Annotated in this window: 17 protein-coding genes and 1 pseudogene; 7 read left to right on the top strand and 11 right to left on the bottom strand. The window is 67.2% G+C overall.

Annotation, left to right across the window (positions count from 1 at the left end; all coding sequences use genetic code 11):
* The first annotated feature begins 165 nt into the window (after positions 1-165).
* Together ABD140_RS32805 and ABD140_RS32810 are read left to right on the top strand one after the other, a co-directional pair.
* Positions 166-699, top strand: coding sequence for a hypothetical protein (locus ABD140_RS32805; RefSeq protein WP_344245511.1), 534 nt, complete (start codon positions 166-168; stop codon positions 697-699).
* 172 nt (positions 700-871) lie between these two features.
* Positions 872-1,246, top strand: a pseudogene (locus ABD140_RS32810) (HD-GYP domain-containing protein); the annotation flags it as partial.
* Positions 1,247-1,382: 136 nt separating this feature from the next.
* Here the strand turns inward: ABD140_RS32810 and ABD140_RS32815 are convergent.
* Positions 1,383-2,138, bottom strand: a complete 756-nt coding sequence (locus ABD140_RS32815; protein WP_344245513.1) for an ATP-binding cassette domain-containing protein — start codon at positions 2,136-2,138, stop codon at positions 1,383-1,385.
* Positions 2,139-2,234: 96 nt separating this feature from the next.
* On the opposite strand from ABD140_RS32815, the gene ABD140_RS32820 reads away from it, so the two are divergent.
* On the top strand, positions 2,235-2,591 hold the full coding sequence (locus ABD140_RS32820; RefSeq protein ID WP_344245515.1) for a P-loop NTPase family protein: 357 nt from the start codon (positions 2,235-2,237) through the stop codon (positions 2,589-2,591).
* A 222-nt stretch (positions 2,592-2,813) separates the two neighbouring features.
* A complete protein-coding gene (locus tag ABD140_RS32825) occupies positions 2,814-3,185 on the top strand; it encodes a hypothetical protein (protein ID WP_344245517.1) in 372 nt (123 codons plus the stop codon).
* Positions 3,186-3,201: 16 nt separating this feature from the next.
* Here the strand turns inward: ABD140_RS32825 and ABD140_RS32830 are convergent, their stop codons facing one another.
* The 3 genes from ABD140_RS32830 to ABD140_RS32840 form a co-directional block, all read right to left on the bottom strand.
* A complete protein-coding gene (locus ABD140_RS32830; protein ID WP_344245519.1) occupies positions 3,202-3,519 on the bottom strand; it encodes a hypothetical protein in 318 nt (105 codons plus the stop codon).
* On the bottom strand, positions 3,506-4,822 hold the full coding sequence (locus ABD140_RS32835; protein ID WP_344245521.1) for a PIN domain-containing protein: 1,317 nt from the start codon (positions 4,820-4,822) through the stop codon (positions 3,506-3,508). The genes ABD140_RS32830 and ABD140_RS32835 overlap by 14 nt, the downstream gene beginning before the upstream one ends.
* Before the next feature lie 692 nt (positions 4,823-5,514).
* On the bottom strand, positions 5,515-6,039 hold the full coding sequence (locus ABD140_RS32840; protein WP_344245523.1) for a hypothetical protein: 525 nt from the start codon (positions 6,037-6,039) through the stop codon (positions 5,515-5,517).
* Between the two features lie 172 nt (positions 6,040-6,211).
* On the opposite strand from ABD140_RS32840, the gene ABD140_RS32845 reads away from it, so the two are divergent.
* Positions 6,212-7,798: an ISL3 family transposase gene (locus ABD140_RS32845; protein WP_425544174.1), complete on the top strand. Its 1,587-nt coding sequence runs from the start codon at positions 6,212-6,214 to the stop codon at positions 7,796-7,798.
* A gap of 618 nt (positions 7,799-8,416) precedes the next feature.
* Here the strand turns inward: ABD140_RS32845 and ABD140_RS32850 are convergent.
* On the bottom strand, positions 8,417-8,902 hold the full coding sequence (locus ABD140_RS32850; protein ID WP_344245525.1) for a hypothetical protein: 486 nt from the start codon (positions 8,900-8,902) through the stop codon (positions 8,417-8,419).
* A gap of 270 nt (positions 8,903-9,172) precedes the next feature.
* Between ABD140_RS32850 and ABD140_RS32855 the strand changes: the two genes are divergently transcribed.
* Entirely contained in the window at positions 9,173-11,314 is a 2,142-nt protein-coding gene (locus ABD140_RS32855) for an NACHT domain-containing protein (protein WP_344245527.1), read from the top strand.
* A 215-nt stretch (positions 11,315-11,529) separates the two neighbouring features.
* Here ABD140_RS32855 and ABD140_RS32860 read toward each other — a convergent pair whose 3' ends face one another.
* Complete coding sequence (locus ABD140_RS32860; protein WP_344245529.1) at positions 11,530-12,051, bottom strand: hypothetical protein; 522 nt, start codon at positions 12,049-12,051, stop codon at positions 11,530-11,532.
* The gene (locus ABD140_RS32865; RefSeq protein ID WP_344245531.1) at positions 12,048-13,076 is read right to left on the bottom strand and encodes a NucA/NucB deoxyribonuclease domain-containing protein; all 1,029 of its coding nucleotides are present in this window, start codon (positions 13,074-13,076) and stop codon (positions 12,048-12,050) included. The genes ABD140_RS32860 and ABD140_RS32865 overlap by 4 nt, the downstream gene beginning before the upstream one ends.
* Before the next feature lie 587 nt (positions 13,077-13,663).
* Here ABD140_RS32865 and ABD140_RS32870 point away from each other — a divergent pair.
* Positions 13,664-13,945, top strand: a complete 282-nt coding sequence (locus tag ABD140_RS32870) for a hypothetical protein (RefSeq protein WP_344245533.1) — start codon at positions 13,664-13,666, stop codon at positions 13,943-13,945.
* Between the two features lie 13 nt (positions 13,946-13,958).
* Here ABD140_RS32870 and ABD140_RS32875 read toward each other — a convergent pair whose 3' ends face one another.
* The 4 genes from ABD140_RS32875 to ABD140_RS32890 form a co-directional block, all read right to left on the bottom strand.
* Positions 13,959-14,351 (bottom strand): hypothetical protein, encoded by a 393-nt coding sequence (locus ABD140_RS32875; RefSeq protein WP_344245535.1) that lies wholly within the window; start codon positions 14,349-14,351, stop codon positions 13,959-13,961.
* A gap of 439 nt (positions 14,352-14,790) precedes the next feature.
* Positions 14,791-15,228: a pentapeptide repeat-containing protein gene (locus ABD140_RS32880; protein WP_344245537.1), complete on the bottom strand. Its 438-nt coding sequence runs from the start codon at positions 15,226-15,228 to the stop codon at positions 14,791-14,793.
* 11 nt (positions 15,229-15,239) lie between these two features.
* Positions 15,240-16,071, bottom strand: a protein-coding gene (locus tag ABD140_RS32885; protein WP_344245543.1) for an IS5 family transposase whose coding sequence is annotated in 2 segments (ribosomal slippage) — positions 15,240-15,629 and positions 15,631-16,071 — 831 coding nt in all. Because the reading frame shifts where the segments join, the coding sequence is not laid out codon by codon here.
* 223 nt (positions 16,072-16,294) lie between these two features.
* Positions 16,295-16,821 (bottom strand): WD40 repeat domain-containing protein (locus ABD140_RS32890; RefSeq protein ID WP_344245539.1); only part of this gene is annotated, 527 nt, incomplete at its 5' end.

Consider the following 16,821-nt stretch of genomic DNA (forward strand, 5'->3'; position numbering starts at 1 on the left):
CACCCGCCCGACGGGATCGGCCCGCAAGGAGGCTCTGTACCGGGGTTGGCGGTAGGCGTCGATCCTGGTCTCGGTTCGGGGTACGGATTCCATCGCTGGGCTGGAACACCGGTCGTGCTCTGAAACCGGATGCGGGATCAGAGCATGAATGGGAACCTGGCGGCTATGGCCGTGATGAGCGAAAGCACGATCCAGCTGCTCGGCCGGAACTTCCTCCGGACGCTGCGGAAAGCGGACCTCTGTCCGCACTACGGTCCCGTTCTGGAACGCAGTTGGATGGTCATCGACGACGCCGTCGTCCTGACCGGCTGGTACGAGAGCTATCACGGCGACCGGGCGAAGTTCCCCGCCACCACGGACTACGAGATCGCGGTCAACGGGCGGGGAATCCCCGACGCAGACCTGCTCCAAGAGGGCCGGGAGCTCGCCACCACGCTACTCCGCCGGGGAGCCGCCTTCGCATGGGCGGCCCTGCACGAACAGCACCGCCGCCTCCCGGAGATGTGCATGGCGGCCTTCGTTTCGGCAACGCCCACGCTCTACGACCCGAACGTCTTCACCGGCAACGTGACCTTCTGCCGCCTCCACCCAGGCAAACCCCCGTACACCGACCCCGCCCGCACACCCGCAGAACTCGTCCTCCCCCTGACCACCAACGACTGCACCGTCCCTATGGGATGCACCCCTGACCTCCCATAGGTCACCAAACCGAAACCGAGATCGACGCCTTACCGCCAATCCCTGTACCAATCCTCCCAACCCCCGCAGCCTGCCGGTGGCGGTTGGTGCGGATTGTCTGACCCTTCCCGAAGGTTGGTCATTGGGGGACGTCGAAGTCCGGGTTCCATCCGGTTTCGAGGAGCGCGTACAGCTCCACATCGTCGGGGACATCGGGTTCCTCGAGGAGGCACGCGCCGGAATCATGCACCACCACGAGAAGCTCAACGGCCGCGGCTACCCGCTGGACCTGGCCGGGGACGAGATCCCCGAATTCGCGCGCATCATCGGCGTCGCCGACGCGTTCGACGCGATGACCTCGACCCGCTCCTACCGCAAGGCCAAGCCCGTCAGATGGGCCGTCGAAGAGCTGCAGCGCTGCGCCGGGATCGAGTTCGACCCGGCGTTCGTCACAGCGTTCGTGAAGGCACTGAACCGGCACGGGTGGCAGCTACCCGACCCCGAACCCGTCCTGGAGGGGCAGCCGGTCGCGGTCCACGACCACGACGACTACCCGCCCCGGGGCTGACAGCCAGGAGAAAATCCGCTACCGGTAGGGCGTTATGTCCCCCCATCATGACGTTCATGACTGAAAAACCCCCTACCGAGAACTGCACACACCCCGGCCCTTGACGTCCAAGAGGATCATCTCTGTCGGGTGGTGGTCAGGCGGCGGGCTGGGTGGCGTTGATGCGCAGGGCGCTGATCAGCCGGCGGTAGAGGTCATCGGTGGCCAGGAGGGTCTCGTGGGTGCCGGTGGCCCGGATACGGCCCGCTTCCATGACGATGATGGCGTCGGCGTCGAGCACGGTGGACAGGCGGTGGGCGATGGTGACCACCGCGCCGTGCCGGGCGCGGTCGCGGTCGCGGTCGCGGTCGCGGATGACCGTGTGCACGGCGGCCTCGGACAGGGCGTCGATCTGGGCCGTGGCCTCGTCCAGGAGCAGCACGTCGGGGGTGCGGAGGATCGCCCGGGCCAGCGCGATCCGCTGTCGTTCGCCACCGGAGACCGTGGCGGGCGACAGCGGGCTGTCCAGGCCGTCTTCCAGCGAGTCGACCTTGCCGTCGAGGCCGACCTCGCGCAGGACCCGGCGCAGTTCCTCGTCGGTCGCCTCGGGGTGGGAGAAGCGCAGGTTTTCGCCGATGGTGCCGGGGACCAGGGGCGTCTCCTGCTCGACGTAGGCGATCTTCGCGCGCAGCTCCCATGGAGCGGATTCCTCGTACGCCTGGCCGTTCAGGAGCAGGCTGCCTTCCTGCGGCTGGAGGAAGCGCAGGATCAGGGAGAACAGGGTGGTCTTGCCCGAGCCCGACAGGCCCACGATCGCGGTGTGCCCGCGCCGCGGGATCCGCAGGTCGATGTCGCGGACGGCGGGGCGCAGGCCGGGCCCGCGGGCCGCGGTCACCCCGCGCAGTTCGATCACCGCGTCGCCGGCCGGGGCGGCCGTCTGCCGCGTGGCCTGCGCGGTCCGGGGCTCGGCCTCGAGCTGCTGGACCTCGCGGCCGGGTATTCCGATCCGATGCGCTGCTTCCTTGCCTCCAACGAGGGACTCCGCTCCCGTTTCGCCACCTGGGTACAGTTCGACGACTATTCACCGGACGAACTGCTCACCATCTGGGATGGCCTCGTCGAGAAGGCGGACGTCATTGCCGGCACCGAGACCAGGGCCCTCGTCAACGGCGCCCTGCGGATGATGGCAGCCGAGCCCGGCTTCGCGAACGGAAGGACCGTGCGGAGCCTTTTCGAGGCGAGTATGGCGGCACAGGCCGAGCGACTCGTCGGAACCACGGCCCACGAAGACCTCAGACAGTTGCGTCTTCTCACCGCCGAGGATGTCGGGCAGGGCGCGGAAAGCCTCCTGAAGACCTTCTCCTGATCTTCAAGGCCCTGCCGCACAGAACCGCGGAAAGGCAGAGTGCCCCACCGGAGAGAAAGAAGGCCATCACGGCGGAAGTGGTGAAGACCTCGCCCCTGGTTAGCGATCAACGTACGCTTCGAAACCATGACGATCCCCCCGGATCCCCGCACCGACGGCCAGGAACACCCCGGGACCCTCATACTCCCCGGTGAAGAACCCGTAAGCGACCCCAAAGAGCTGGTGGCAGCGTGCTTGCTGGACTGGCACGACTCGCCGGAACCCACCCTCACCGCCAGCAACGTCGTGATCGTCAGACGCATCGGCAAGAAAACCGATCTGATCTACGACGGCCCCATCATCCTGGAGGAAGACTCCGCGCCGCCGCGCCTCAGCGCAGACGAGACCGTGGCCTACTACTCCGCCGGGCCCTCACTCGGACACACCCTGGTGCAGCACCTCCCTCTGGGCGCAGTAGCCCACGGACGGCTGACCTACCCACCAGACCCCGACTACCTGAAGGAGACGGTACTCATCGGCGACTGGCGCAAGACCCCCGAGGGGCAATGGCGGCTGGCGGGCGTCCTACTGCAACGGCCGGAAGACGAGACCTGACCGCAGGAAGGGCGGGTCATGTGCTGGCGGACAGTGTGCGGGCACCCTGGTGTTCGGTGGCGGCCTGCCATGCCGGGGCGGTGATGCGGGCTTTGGCTTTCAGGACCTCGGCTGCCCAGGCCTTGGCTTCGTTGTCGGTGGTGATGTGGGTGCCGCCGCCGCGGGTGAGGGCGCGGATGAGGTGCCAACCCTTGGCATGGGGCAGCAGGGCGTAGTGCTTGAGGTCCAGGCAGGTGATGATCCAGCCGGCCTCGGGTTTGTCCGGGTGGATGGGTACCCAGGGGATGAGGGCTTCGGCACTCGCCCCAGCGCGGGCATGTTCACAGGGTGTCATCAGAGGGCGGTAGAAGAGGGTCGTGGTTTGAGATCTTGGAGAGTACGTCCAGGAGCATTTTGAGACCTTGAGTGCCTTCAGAGGTGGGGTTCTGAGGGTCGAATCCGACCATGTCGGCCAGGGCACGTGCCGACTCCTGGATGAGGAGGCCGCGTGTGAGACGTGCGACCCGCAAAGCTGATTTCGTGGCCGCCCGTGCATCACCGTGGCCGTCTTTCTCTGCGGACAGGTGGGTGATTGTCGTGACGGTAGGTCGTCCGTGGTGGTCGAGTGCGACTTGGCCGATGACTCTCTGCATTATTTCGGCTGAGGTCGCCTCCCCCACTTCTTCCCATGCCTCCCCTACCTGTATGCCCTCCGGTATTGCTGAGGGGTGCTCCCAGGGGGCGTGTTGGTAGTGGCTGGTGCGCTCGGGAACGTCCGGCCCGCCGGTCAGGAAGATCACATCGGCGAGCGCGGTGAACTCCACGATGCCGCCTTCGTCGGCTGCGGTGTGGTCCAGGCACAGGTCTTGGACGCCGCGCACCATGAGGATCCGGGCGGTGTCGTCATCGTTGCTGCCGGGGATCCCGCAACGGACGGCATCGACGTGGATCCCCGCCAGGATGTCCTGGACCTCGGGGACGATGAGGTCGCGGAGGAGTTTGTCCTTGACGAGGGCGAGCCGATCCTCGTCCTTAGACGCCTTGACACCGGCCAGGCCAAGAACCAGCTCTGATACCGACGCCGCCAGTCGGACTCGGTTCCCGGCCCCTGCTGGCAGGCTGTTGACGAGGTCGTCGTGGAGGATGTTGCCCGAAGTGCGAAATCCCCCGTCATCGGAGACCAAGACGATGTCCTGGTCCGGGTTGTCGCGGGCGAGCTCCAGGACGGTACGCCAGATCACGTCGTCCCGGAAGCCAGCGCCCTTGGCGTTGTAGGGGCGAAGACGTGCGGCCGCACGCCGTGCCATGTCGAGGATCGAAATCTGGGGTGGGGCGATGACCTCGACCCCAAGATCCTTAAGCCTGCCCGAGAGCTCGACGCCGTAGCGGTCCGGACAGGTCGTGAGCTCATTCCTTACCTCGGTGTCGACCGCTGAGCTCAGATCAACGAACTTGGTGAGTCGCTCTCGACGTTGGCTCCACTCATGTTCAGTATCGAGCGCATCCCGGCGGAAACGTTCGACGGTCTCGACCACGACCGTTTCCGGGACGACAAGCCGCAGCCTCCAGCTCCCGGCGCCCATCGCCAGGGCCCGCCATGGCCAACTGGTACAGCGCGGATCCCCATACAGGATGTTCGCATCGATAACAACGATCACCCTGAGGAGTCTGTCAGCCCCACCTCGTGATGCGCATGCGGTTTTCCCGCTTTATCCTGCGTGGTTGCCGGTCTGCTCGGCGAGGCGAAGGCCTCGGTCATCATGGATCTCGCCACCGCCTCAAGGTCTGCACGGCAGGGCCAGCGAGCCGACCGGCGGGCGGGTGCGCCAGACGATCTCGACCTCGACGCTCGGCCCGCTGGGCGCGCAGGTCGGCCTCGCGGGTGAGCGTCTCGGCCGCCCGGGCGTCCTCGCGGGCCTCGGCGGCCAGCGTGTCCATGCGCTCGCTGGCCAGCTTCTGCAGACGGGCGTGCTGGACGCGGCAGGCGGCGTTGCAGAACCGGCGGCTGGCGCGGCTGCCCGCCGACAGCGGACTACCGCACTGCTCGCAGGCGCGCGACGGTGCTTCCCACCGGTCTCGGGTGCGTCCACGTCGTCGTTCACGGTCTTCTCCTCGGTGGGGCTGGGCGGGCTGCAGCGTAAGCCTGGGAGTCTTCTGCTTCAGCGACTACGGCCTCCTTGCTGACACCTGATGACGAATCCACTAACAGCTACTTGCAAATCGTCAGTTTTTGAGCTGGGATTCGTCAGTGTCTGTCAGTGGTGGCTTTGAAGGTGAAATCGGGATCTGGCACAAAGTCCGTGAAGTGGTGACGGAAGGTAGCTGGAGAGGTTCATGTTCGCTGCTCCAGCTATAGCTGGTGGTCCCCGGTTCTTGTTGGCGGCTGAGGTGCAGGGAGTTCGTCCACGGGCTGGAACAGGAGTGTGGTGTCCAGCTCTGCGGTGCGGTTGCGGATTCCTGTGCGGGTGTGTTCGAAGTCGAAGGCGACGTGGAATCTGGCGGTGATCTGGTCTTCGCCGGCCGGGCCGAAGTCGATGCGGGTCACGTCCACGCGGTTGTGCGTGGCCAAGAGATAGATCGAGCCGTCGATGAAACCTTCCTGGAAGGCCGTGGGGAAGGAGAAGATCTGCCGGTCCAGGGTGGTGAGGTGATCGCCTGGCAGGCTGATGAAGTCCAAGCTGATCTCGGTCTCAACGATCGTCGGCCCCTCGGTGCCGGGACGGAAGGTCGACGGCTCGTATTCATCTTCTGCGGAGAAGGGCAGTAGGGGGATCTGGATACTCCAGCTGCCGGCGACGGGGTGGTCGAGGCCTGCCCAGTAGTAGATGATCACTCCGGTGTGGGGCTGGAGGAATTCGTCGGCCAGATCGAACATGTGTGGAGTCTCCCAGGTTGTCCGGGGTGCAGTTCGGCTTCGAGGTCGATAGAGGGTCGGAGTACGACGGATCGCGTTTCAGTAACTCGGCGCATGTGTGGTCATGCATGGCGTGATGATCGTCGTCTGGCAATCATCGGCAAGTGCTCTGTGAGGACCATTGGCGCAGCATGTGCTGTCGGGCGAGGCGGCTGCTCGTGTTCGTGTTCTGCTGCCCCATCTGGATGATGTTGAGGTCCTCACCGTCGAGGATCAGGGGCCCGAGGTGGTGGTCAGGGCTCGTGCAACGGCGGCCGTGGCGCGTTGCCCGCGGTGTTCGGTGGAGGCGTCGCGCAGGCACAGCCGGTATCGGCGGCGGTTGCGTGATCTGACCGTCGGTGGCCGCCCCGTCTTGCTGGAGTTGGAGGTCCGGCGGTTCTTCTGCGACAACCGCACCTGCCCGGCGCGGACGTTCGTTGAGCAGGTTCCGCAGGTGAGCAGGCCGCATGCGCGCCGGACCCGGCCGTTGCAGGTCGCGCTCCAGGCGGTGGGGCTCGCTCTGGCGGGACGGGCCGGGCAGCGGCTGGCCGCCCGGTTCGGGCTGCTGGTCAGCCGCTCCACCCTGATCCGGTTGGTCCACGCGATGCCCGACCCTCCGGTGGGCGCGATCAGGATCCTGGGCGTCGACGACTTCGCCACTCGCCGCGGGCATCGCTACGGAACGATTCTCATCGACATGGACACCCATCGGCCCGTGGACGTCCTGCCCGACCGCACCACCGAGACCCTCACCGCCTGGTTGAAGGGCCATCCGGGCATCGAGGTGGTCTGCCGGGACCGGGCCGGCTCCTACGCTGATGCCGCCCTCAAAGGAGCACCTGAGGCGGTTCAGTGCGCTGATCGCTGGCATCTGTGGCACAACCTCATCGAGGCCGTCGAGCGGACGGTCTCCCGGCACCGCTCGTGCTTGCGAGAACCAGAGCCGCTCCATCCTCCGGGCGAGCAGCCCGAGCCCTGGCGGGCAGCCCGGCAGGGCTCCTCCCGGTTCGCTGACCGCACCCGCGCCAAGCACGCCCGGATCCACGAGCTCAAGAACGCCGGCCACAGCCTGCGCGCCATCTCCCGCATGCTCGGCATGACCCGCAATACCGTCACCCGCTACGCAGGCGCCGCCACCCCGGACGACCTGCTTTGGGGCCAGTGGACCGCCAAACCGAGCGTGGTCGACGACTTCAAGCCCTACCTGCACCAGCGCTGGAGTGAGGGCGAACGCAACGCCACCCGTCTGCTCGAAGAGATCACCGCGCTCGGCTACCAGGGCAGCTACGCCGCGCTCCGCGACTACCTCCGCCCCCTGCGCACGCCCCGACCAATCAGCGCTCCGGAGCCTTCAGTCCGCAAGGTCACCGGCTGGATCGCCGCGCACCCCGATCACCTGGACGAGGCCCATCACCTCCGGCTGAAGACCGTCTTGGCACGCTGCCCCGAACTCGCGGCGCTTGCCGGACACGTCCGCGCCTTCGCCGCGATGATGACGAAGAAGGACGGCGACCAACTCCCCGCCTGGCTCCAGGCCGTCCGCCACGACGACCTCCCCGCGCTTCACACTTTCGCCAGCGGGATCGAACGAGACCTGGACGCCGTCACCGCGGGCCTGACCCTGAAATGGAGCTCCGGGCCCGTCGAGGGCCAGGTCAACCGCATCAAGATGCTCAAACGCCAGATGTTCGGCCGGGCCGGCTTCCCGCTTCTCCGCAAACGGATACTCCTCCCTAACTGACCAACACGGAACGTCACCACTTCACGGAGTTTGTGCCAGACCCCGTTCTCACTTACGTAGCCACAGTGGATTCGTCATCAGGTGTCAGGGGCGCCGGGACCAGGCAATTGACAGCCAGCGACGAACCTCCACTGGCAAAAAAGTGCAGGTTTGGATGGACGTCGGCGGGACCACCCGCGCACGGCCTGCGGCTGGCCGACACCGGTGAGCGCTGGCTCGTCCTGGATGGCGCCCAGCGGCTGGCCGCGCCGCGGGCGTTCACCGACAGACATCTGGTGTACTTCCCCGCCCACGAGGGAGGCCGCTTCGGCGACCTCAAGCCCACTGTGCGCACCCGGCTGCTGGAGACGCAGGTCCGCCTCACCGTCCTGCGCGCCGGAGTCCCGGGCGAGGTGGTCTGTGACGTGTGCCGCCGCATTAACCATGGCCAGGACAAGGAGATCCTTGCGATGACATGCGGGTCCGGGGCCGTGCACGGGTGGCCGCCCAGGCGCGGTGGGCCATAGCGCAGCGGGTCGTCCCTCACCCCGCTGAGGCCGACCAGATCGACACCGCCAAGGAGAGGGGTGGGTGAAGGACCGCGTGCTCGGCACAGTGCACCGAGAAGAGCGGTTCGGCTCACCAGCCGAGGGAGTCCGTGGTCTGGGTGATGGCCCGGTGCATGGTGGGGATCAGCGCCGAAGGGTTGGAGATCTCGGTGCTCTTGCGTTCGGTCCACTCGAAGGCGTAGGCGAACAGGTCCCGCAGAGTCTCCGAGCGGCCTGCGGGGTCGTCGGGGACCGTCGACAGCAGCGCGTCGACCATCGGATGGTCTTCAGCCGATCGGGCCGCCAGGATCCGCAATGTCAGGGCGCGGGCCGGTGGGACGCGTTCGTCGAGGTCGGTGTCGTCGTCGGGCCGGGTGGTCCAGTCGCTGCCGCGGGCCAGCAGGCTGCTGGTGATGTATCTCGCCACCGTCTTCGCCAGATCCAGCAGGACCGGCCGGTCGAGTTCGAGGATCGCGGTCACCCGTCGCTGCACGGTCTCGGTCTCGCCGAGGACGGCTTCGGCGGCGGCCAGCAGCAGCACCTGGCCGCGGTGCAGAGGCTTCCCGGATGAGGGCATGGCCGGTCTTCTCCTTGGTCTCGGGGAGAGGCAAGAGCGTTTCGATCATGCAGCGCCTGTCCCGGCTCCGGTAGTAGCGGCGGTGACAGGAGGACGATTTCTCCTTTCTGGCCTTTACCGATCGGCGAAGCGATCAAGGGCTGCGACAAGTCCCGTCAAGGTGCCGCCCAGCTGAACTGTGGAGACCGCGCCGAACCCCGCTTCGCTTTCGCAGGAGCTTCGGCCAGAACAGGACGGGCCCGCGGATTCAGCGCCGGGGGCAGGACCGTGATGGCGATGATGGGGATCATGGGCGGGGAACGGTGGGCGTGGCGGGTGGCGGTCGGGGCGTGTGTGCTGACGGCGGTGATGGTGGTCGCCTCGACGTGGGATGAGTGGAAGACGGGGCAGGTCGATCCTGGGAGCGCGTCGATCGCGTTGATGGCGTTGGCGCTGGCGGTGCTGTCCGGCCGTCAGGCATCCACAGCCGCCCGGATCGTCGAGGACGACACCACGTTGTGGGCGGCCCGGCTGGCCGAGGAAGTCATGAAAACCGAGTCGAGCCAGCGCAGACAGCTGCTGGGCGAGGATGGCAACACCATCGACGTGGCCTTCACCTTCACACCCTCACCCAGCCGCAACGCCCGCGTCCCCGACGCGCAGGGAAGCCTGAACGGAGTGGTGCACTACTTTCAAAACTCCCACCCGCGACGCCTGGTGATCACCGGGGAGGGCGGGTCCGGCAAGACCCTGCTGGCCTTGGAGCTGATCCTGGGCCTGCTGGACCCGCAGGTCAGAAAACCGGAGGATCCGGTGCCGGTGCGGGTCTCGGCCGCCACCTGGGACCCGCAGATACCGGTGCAGGAATGGCTGGCCGCCCAACTGGCCTCGGCGTTCCCGATGGCGCCGGCGACCGCACGGCGCCTGGTGGAGACGGGGCGGATCCTGCCGGTCATCGACGGCCTGGACGAGATGGACGCCGAGACCGCCCCCGGCCGGCCCCTGGGCTATGACTCGGCCGCCTCCCAGGCGATACGCGCCCTCAACACCTACCAGCAGAGCCGGGAGCGGCCCCGCCTGGTCCTCACCTGTCGCACCGGCCAATACGATGACCTCATCGCCAACCGGGTCTGGGCCCACGACACCGCCCGCATCAACCTGCAACCCGTCGAAGCCGCCCAAGCCGCCCGCTTCATCCGCACCGCAGTGACCGGCACCCATGATGTGAACCGCTGGCGGCCGGTCCTGGACTCCCTCACCCAGCCGAGCCATCCCGTCGCCCAAGCGCTGTCCACGCCGTGGCGGCTACGGCTGGCCGTCACCGTCTACACCCAACGCGACCCCGCCGACCTGGTCGCCTTCACCCACCCCGACGCCCTGCGCGACCACCTGCTCAGCTTGTACATCCCCGCCGCCACCGCCGCGCAAGGCCCCGGCCGCTACCGGCCCGAACAGGTGCACGCCTGGCTGGCGGTACTGGCCCGCCACCTCAACGACAACACCACCCGGCCCCCCGTCTACGGCCGCGCCCTCTCCGGAACCGACCTCATCCTGCACCAGCTGTGGCCCCTGGCAGGACGCCTGCCCCACCACCTGACCACCGCCTTCGCCTTCGCCCTCATCCTCATCCTGACTGCATTCATGTCAGAGGACGGAATTCTGTGGTTTGCGATCCTTCCGCCGGCCGGTGTGTTCGCGGCGGCCATCCTCCAAAGGGATCCTTGGAAAGAGCCAAAACGCCTGAAGTGGACAGAATGGACGCAACTCAAAACCCGCTACGGCCGCCGCAGGTTCACGGTCGGGCTCGTGATCGGGCTCCTGGGCGGGCTCGCAGCCGGGCTCGCGCTCGCGCTCACGGACGCGGTCGAGGAGGGGCTCGCGCGTGGGTTCGCCTCTGGGCTCGAGCTCATGCTCGATCGGGGACTCGACTTCGGGCTCACGTTTGGGCTCGCGTTCGGGCTCACGCTCGGGCCCGCGGTCGGGCTCACGGCCGGACTCACGATTGGCGCGGTCAAAAGTGGCGTCGACCCGCGTGAACCTCTCCGCAGTGATTTTTTCGGGTGGCTTGTGGGCGGGCTCGCGTTCGGGCTCGCGCTTGAGTCCGCGCTCTGGCCCCTGATGGGGCTCGAGACCGATCCCAGCCACCCGTTCGTGCTCAAGCTCGTGATCTGGCTCGTGCTCTGGCTCTGTCTCGGGCTCGGGCTCGGGCTCATCGTCGGGCTCGCGGTCGGGCTCGCGGTCGGGCTCACGGGCGGTCCAGCGGCAGTGCGATACGGAATGCTGCTGCTGTGCACACGGGGCAGGCTGCCCCGGCGCCTCGGAAGGTTCCTGCACTGGTGCTACCAGACTGGCCTGCTGCGCACCTCCGGCGTGGCCTACCAGTTCCGCCACCGCGAACTCCAGGACTACCTCGCCGCCCACCCCTTCCCCTGACAGCGTGCTCGAAAGCTGATCTTCGAGTTCTACCCGAGGTGTTCCCGGAGTCCGGGCCGGGTGGCGGGGCAGCCGCGGGTGAGGCGTCGGCTCATCTGGTCGATGGCGGCCCAGCAGGATAGGTGGTGGTGGTTCCTGGGACCCGTAGGGCATGCCTGCGCTCGTCGGGGAGTAGCCGAGCCTGGCCTGGAGCGAGTTCCAGACCAGGTCCTGCATCAGCTGCTGCTCTGGCGGGTTTGGGCTCCAACGTCGTCGGTGAGTTTGATCGGCTCTTCGGGAGCCGGGGAAGCCGGCCACAGGACGATGCGGTGGTACTCGAGGAGCGCATCGCCCGCTTCGGCCCGGATGTAGCCCGCTTTGCGTCCAGCGTCGCGTCCTCGGGCGTGCACCCGCACCCGGTAGGAGCGGGCCTGGTCCTCCTCAGCAGGAAGAGGGATCTCCTGCGGATCGTCGTCGGTCGGCCCGCCGATGAACAGGCTGGTGCCGGTCAGGACGGCGCTGGTCTCCACGACCTCATCCCAACCCCCGGTGTCCAGGGGCGGTGCAGCTTCTACGACCTGAACCTCGAGGTCGAGGTCTCCGGTGTCCAGGCCGGTGCTGATGACGATGGCACCGCTCTCTTCGTTCACCCAGACCAGGCCGTTGCCGGTGTAGTCGGGGTCGCCGATGTCGGCATCCAGGGGCGCCAGGAGGTACTGGTAGTACTCCACGTGCACCCGCAGCCGTTGTCGGGTCATACCTGCACCCAGAACGCGTCCCCATCCAGGACCCGGTTGGCGTAGTAGAACGTGCGGAGCATTCCGCCTTGGCGGCGCTGCTCCAGCAGCGGCACCCAGGCGATACCGCGGTCTGCGGTCCCCAACGTGGTCCCTCCTTCTTTGGTCGCGGCGAACGGGTACTCATCACAGGACTTACCCACGTGCTGGACCGGAGGTATCCGGGGGCAGACCGCGCCGCGGTTGGCGTCTTGTGTGGCCCGGTCGGCCTCGCGGTGCAGCGGGTTGCCGCTGCCGGGCCGCCCGTAGTGGCCCGGTCCCCGGTTCTGGACGCCCCGGATGTGCGCGGCGATGGCGGGCAGTTGCTGCATCGTGGTCAGGGTGGGGGTGTGCGAGGGGTAGACGCAGCCCGCGCGCTGGCCGCGCAGCGCGTGGTCGCACCGCCACCCGAGTCCCTCGAAGCTGCCGGTGGTGGGCGTGGCGCCGGCCGAGGCGAAGGTGATGGTGTAGTGGGGCCGCGCGGCGTGGGCCTGCCCGGCGCCCACGGGCGAGGAGTAGGAGATCTTTCCGTCGATCTGGCCGCCCGGGCGCATCACGCCCTCGAACCGGCCGGCGGCCTTGCACGGGCTGGCGCAGTCGGAGGTGAGGGTCAGCGTCCCGCCGACCGCCTCCCCGGTGGCCCGCAGCACCTCGGCGCTGATGTCCTCGCTGAAATCGGTGGACTTGATGTTCATGCTCACGTGCTGGGCGAGACGGACCGTCACCGTCCCGGTCACCACCCCTCGCCGGTAGACACTGGCGGTGATCTCACCGCCGTTGCAGCTGCTGGTGCGCGTCAGCGTCGTCGGCGTACACGCCGCCGCCCGCCTCGCCTTCGCCTTGGCCGAGCGGGGCTTGGCCGGAGCGAGGGCCTTGAACGCCTTCGCACTCAGCTTCCGGTAGTCGATGTCCAACCGCGGACCCTCATCCGCCCCGGCCGGCACTGCCGCCAGCGAACCCGCCATGCACACCGCGGCCGCAACCGCCCACGCAGACTTGACCTTCATCCACGACCTCCCTGTCGGTGCTCTCCACTCCGGTAGTCGCTCGAACAGAGAGGCCAGTTCGCGCAAAGTAGATAAAAGATTACCCACGGTGTGTACGTGGTGGAAGCCCACACACAGGCCGAAGGCGGAACACGCGAAGGCCTCGACGCGCTGGACTGCGGAAAGACAGGGTGTCTCACCGGCGGGCAAGGGCCGTCACAGCACAAGCGGTGGAAGGCCTCCCAGCGAGTAACCATCGACGTACGCTTCGAAACTATGGCGGATCTCCCCCCGCCCGGGACCTTCCTGCTACAAGGTGAGGATCTTGTAGGTGACGGCAGTTCGCTCGTGGTGGTGTGCCTGCTCTCCTGGGGAGGACTCTCCAGAGTCGACCATCACCTCCGAGAACGTCGTGATCACGTGACGGCTCGACAGCAGTGTCATGCTGATCTACGAAGGGCCCATCACCGAAGGTGATGACGAGGCACCGCCGAATCCGGACGCCGGAGAGACCGCGGCTTACTACTTCACCTGGCCTTCACTCGGTCGTGCCAAGATCTCCGAGGCTCCTCAACGGTTGGCCAGCCGCGAGCCGCGATACTGCCAGTATGACTGGATCCGTGAACCCCGGCCTGGACGACTGCATTGAGCTCATGGCGACCCTGTGGGCCCAGAAGGTTGCCGGCCACACGCATGAGCGGCAGGCCGGGCACGCGGCCGCGATGCTGCTGTCGGGAAGCGGCATCATTGGCACCCGCGCGACCGGCGAGATGATCGAGCTGATCGAGCAGGCCATCCAGCTCGGCTACGCCGCCGCGCTGAAGGACGTGGAGAACGGCGTCCTGGACGACGACGTCCTCCAGTGGCGCCCCGATCTCGCCGAGGGCTGATCGAGAGCCGGGGCTATCTGAGGGTCCATTCGCTCTTCGCCTGCTCCAGCACCTGCTCCAAGGGGTCGTGTTCGGCCAGGACGTCAATGGCGGTCTCGCGGGCGCGAGCGGCCCACGTCTCGCCGACACCGGTCCCGGTGCTCTTGGCCACGATCACCTCGGACAGCAGGCGCAGTGTCGTCTCGCTCGGCTCGCCGAACACGGTGAGCACCATCTCGGCAAGAGTGCGCGGGGCGGCTTCGGGCACCATCTGGGCGGTGTCGCCGACCCACCAGCGGATCGACATGACGGTGGAGTGGTCGCCGCAGTCGTCGGCGGCGCTCTTCCAGAGCGGCTCTCGGCTGTCGGGCGGAAGCAGCAGCATCAAACGGACGAGGCGTTCGGCAGCGGGGGACATTTCCTGCACGCGTTCCTCCATGAGTGAGGGGGCGGAAGCTCTTAGGAAAACACGAAACCGGTCGGCTGGAACTGGTGGACGGTGAAGCCCGCCGGACGGCGTTGTCCGGGGTTCAAGACCCGTCGACGTCGATCAGCAGGGCAGGCTGCTCAACCACTGCTCCTCCCCGAAGCCGAAGACACGCAGACACGCAGACCAGCGCCGCAGCGCATGAGGTCAGATGCCCCACCCGCCGCGGTGCGGAGGACGAAATCCCCTCCCTATTCTGCAACCAGCACATTGACCGGGAAAGATATTTATCAGCTCTGCCGCAGCGGCCGGGTTCAAACGCGCATTGCGCGGCGTTGCCGGAGCACTGCTGCGGCCACTGAGGCGTACTCCGGGGTGAGCGAGGCCACCTGGGCGGCTTCGGGCTCGCCGCGCGACGCGCGATGGAATACCTCCAAGTTCAGCCCTGGTTATCGGGGGCGGCTGAGTGGTCTTTTGTTGAGGGCTCGGCGCGATGGATGAGCGCTTCTGATAGACCGATCGTCTCGCTCAAGTCCACTCCGGCCAGATCTACTCCGCGTAGGTCCGCCCCTCGTATATCCGCCTCGTTCAAGAGCGCCCCGGTCAGGTTCACCCCGTCGAGGTTTGCCTCTCTCAGGTTCACTCCCCGCAGGTTCGCCCAGCGCAGGTCAGCCCAGCGCAGGTCCACCCCCACCAGCTCAGCTCCGTTCAAGTTCGCCCTGACCAGATTTGCCGAGCTTAGGTACGCCCCGGTCAGGTCTGCCTCGGTCAGATCCGCCCCATTCGCATCCGCCTCGGTCAGATCCGCCCCAGTCAGGTCCGCCTCGCTCAGGTCCGCCCTGGTCAAAATCGCTGCGACCAGGTGCGCCCCCTTCAAGTTCGCCCCGCTCAGGTCCGCTCCGCGCAGGCTCGCCTTAGAGGTCCTAACAAAGTGCGGGAGAGGCGTCTCCAGCAGATCAGGGCTGCGGCCAGGGTCAGGAAGGCTTCGTGGATGTCGTCGCGGATCTCCCAGCGGATGCGCAACCGTCGGAACCAGTGCAGCAGCCCAATCGTGCGCTCCACCACGTAGCGCTGGGCGCCCAGGCCGGAGCCGTGCGGGGTGCCGCGGCGGGCGATGATGGGCTTGACCCCTCGCTTCCACAGCAGTCGCCGGTACTTGTCGTGGTCGTAGCCGCAGTCGGCCAGCAGCTTCTCCGGCCTGCGGCGGGGCCGCCCCACCCGGCCCCGCACCGGCCGGACCTTGTCCAGCAGCGGCAGGAGCTGGATGACGTCGCCCGCGGTTGCCACCGGTCAGGGAGACGGCCAGCGGGATACCGCCGCCGTCGGTCAGGACGTGGTGCTTGGAGCCCGCCCGTCCGCGGTCGACCGGGCTCCGGCCGGTTTTGGGCCGCCCTTCAAGGCCCTGATGTGCGAGCTGTCGCTTCCCCGCCCGCGACCAGTCCAGCTGCCCAGCGGTGTGCAGCTCCACCAGCAGGGCCTGGTGCAGGGCGTCCCACACGCCGGCCTCGTGCCAGTCCCGCAGCCGGCGCCAACAGGTCATGCCAGAGCCGAACCCCAGCTCACGGGGCAGGAACTCCCAGCGGATCCCGGTGTGCAGCACGAACAGGATCCCGCACAGGACTTTGCGGTCGTCCAACCGGTGACGGCCCGGATGGTGTCTGCGCCGCTCGACCTTCGGCAGCAGAGGCTCGACCCGCTCCCACAGCCCGTCGGAAACGATCCACGGGGGTTGCTCGCCCTTCCTCACGGACCCACCACACAGCAGGGTGTCACCTGTTGTCGCGAGATAGAAGCATTTTGTTATGAGCTGTAAGAGGAAGTCGTCGTCGCTCATACCCCCGATCGTTTCGTGTGTCTGTTTCAATCGTCAATCTGTTTGAAACGACCCATGAAACGTTTTCGGGGTGCGTTCGCCCTGTTCGCGCCCTACCGACCGGAGTGTTTCATAGCTGCCACAATCGCACCGTGCGGTCGTGACTGCCGGTGGCCAGGGTCTTGCCGTCAGGACTGAACACCACCGACTCGATGCCTCTGGTGTGGCCGGTGAGTGGCTCGCCGATTCGTTTGTGGGTCGCCACCTCCCACAGCCGCACCGTGTTATCCCAGCTGCCGGTGGCCAGGGTCTTACCGTCAGGACTGAACACCACCGACTTGACGTCATCGGTGTGGCCGGTGAGTGGCTCGCCGATTCGTTTGTGGGTCGCCACCTCCCACAGCCGCACCGTGTTATCCCAGCTGCCGGTGGCCAGGGTCTTGCCGTCAGGACTGAACACCACCGACTTGACGTCATCGGTGTGGCCGGTGAGTGGCTCGCCGATTCGTTTGTGGGTCGCCACCTCCCACAGCCGCACCGTGTTATCCCAGCTGCCGGTGGCCAGGGTCTTGCCGTCAGGACTGAACGCCACCGACTCGATGCCTCTGGTGTGGCCGGTGAGTGGCTCGCCGATTCGTTTGTGGGTCGCCACCTCCC

This window comes from Actinocorallia libanotica (genome assembly GCF_039525175.1).
Taxonomy (GTDB): Bacteria; Actinomycetota; Actinomycetes; order Streptosporangiales; family Streptosporangiaceae; genus Actinocorallia; species Actinocorallia libanotica.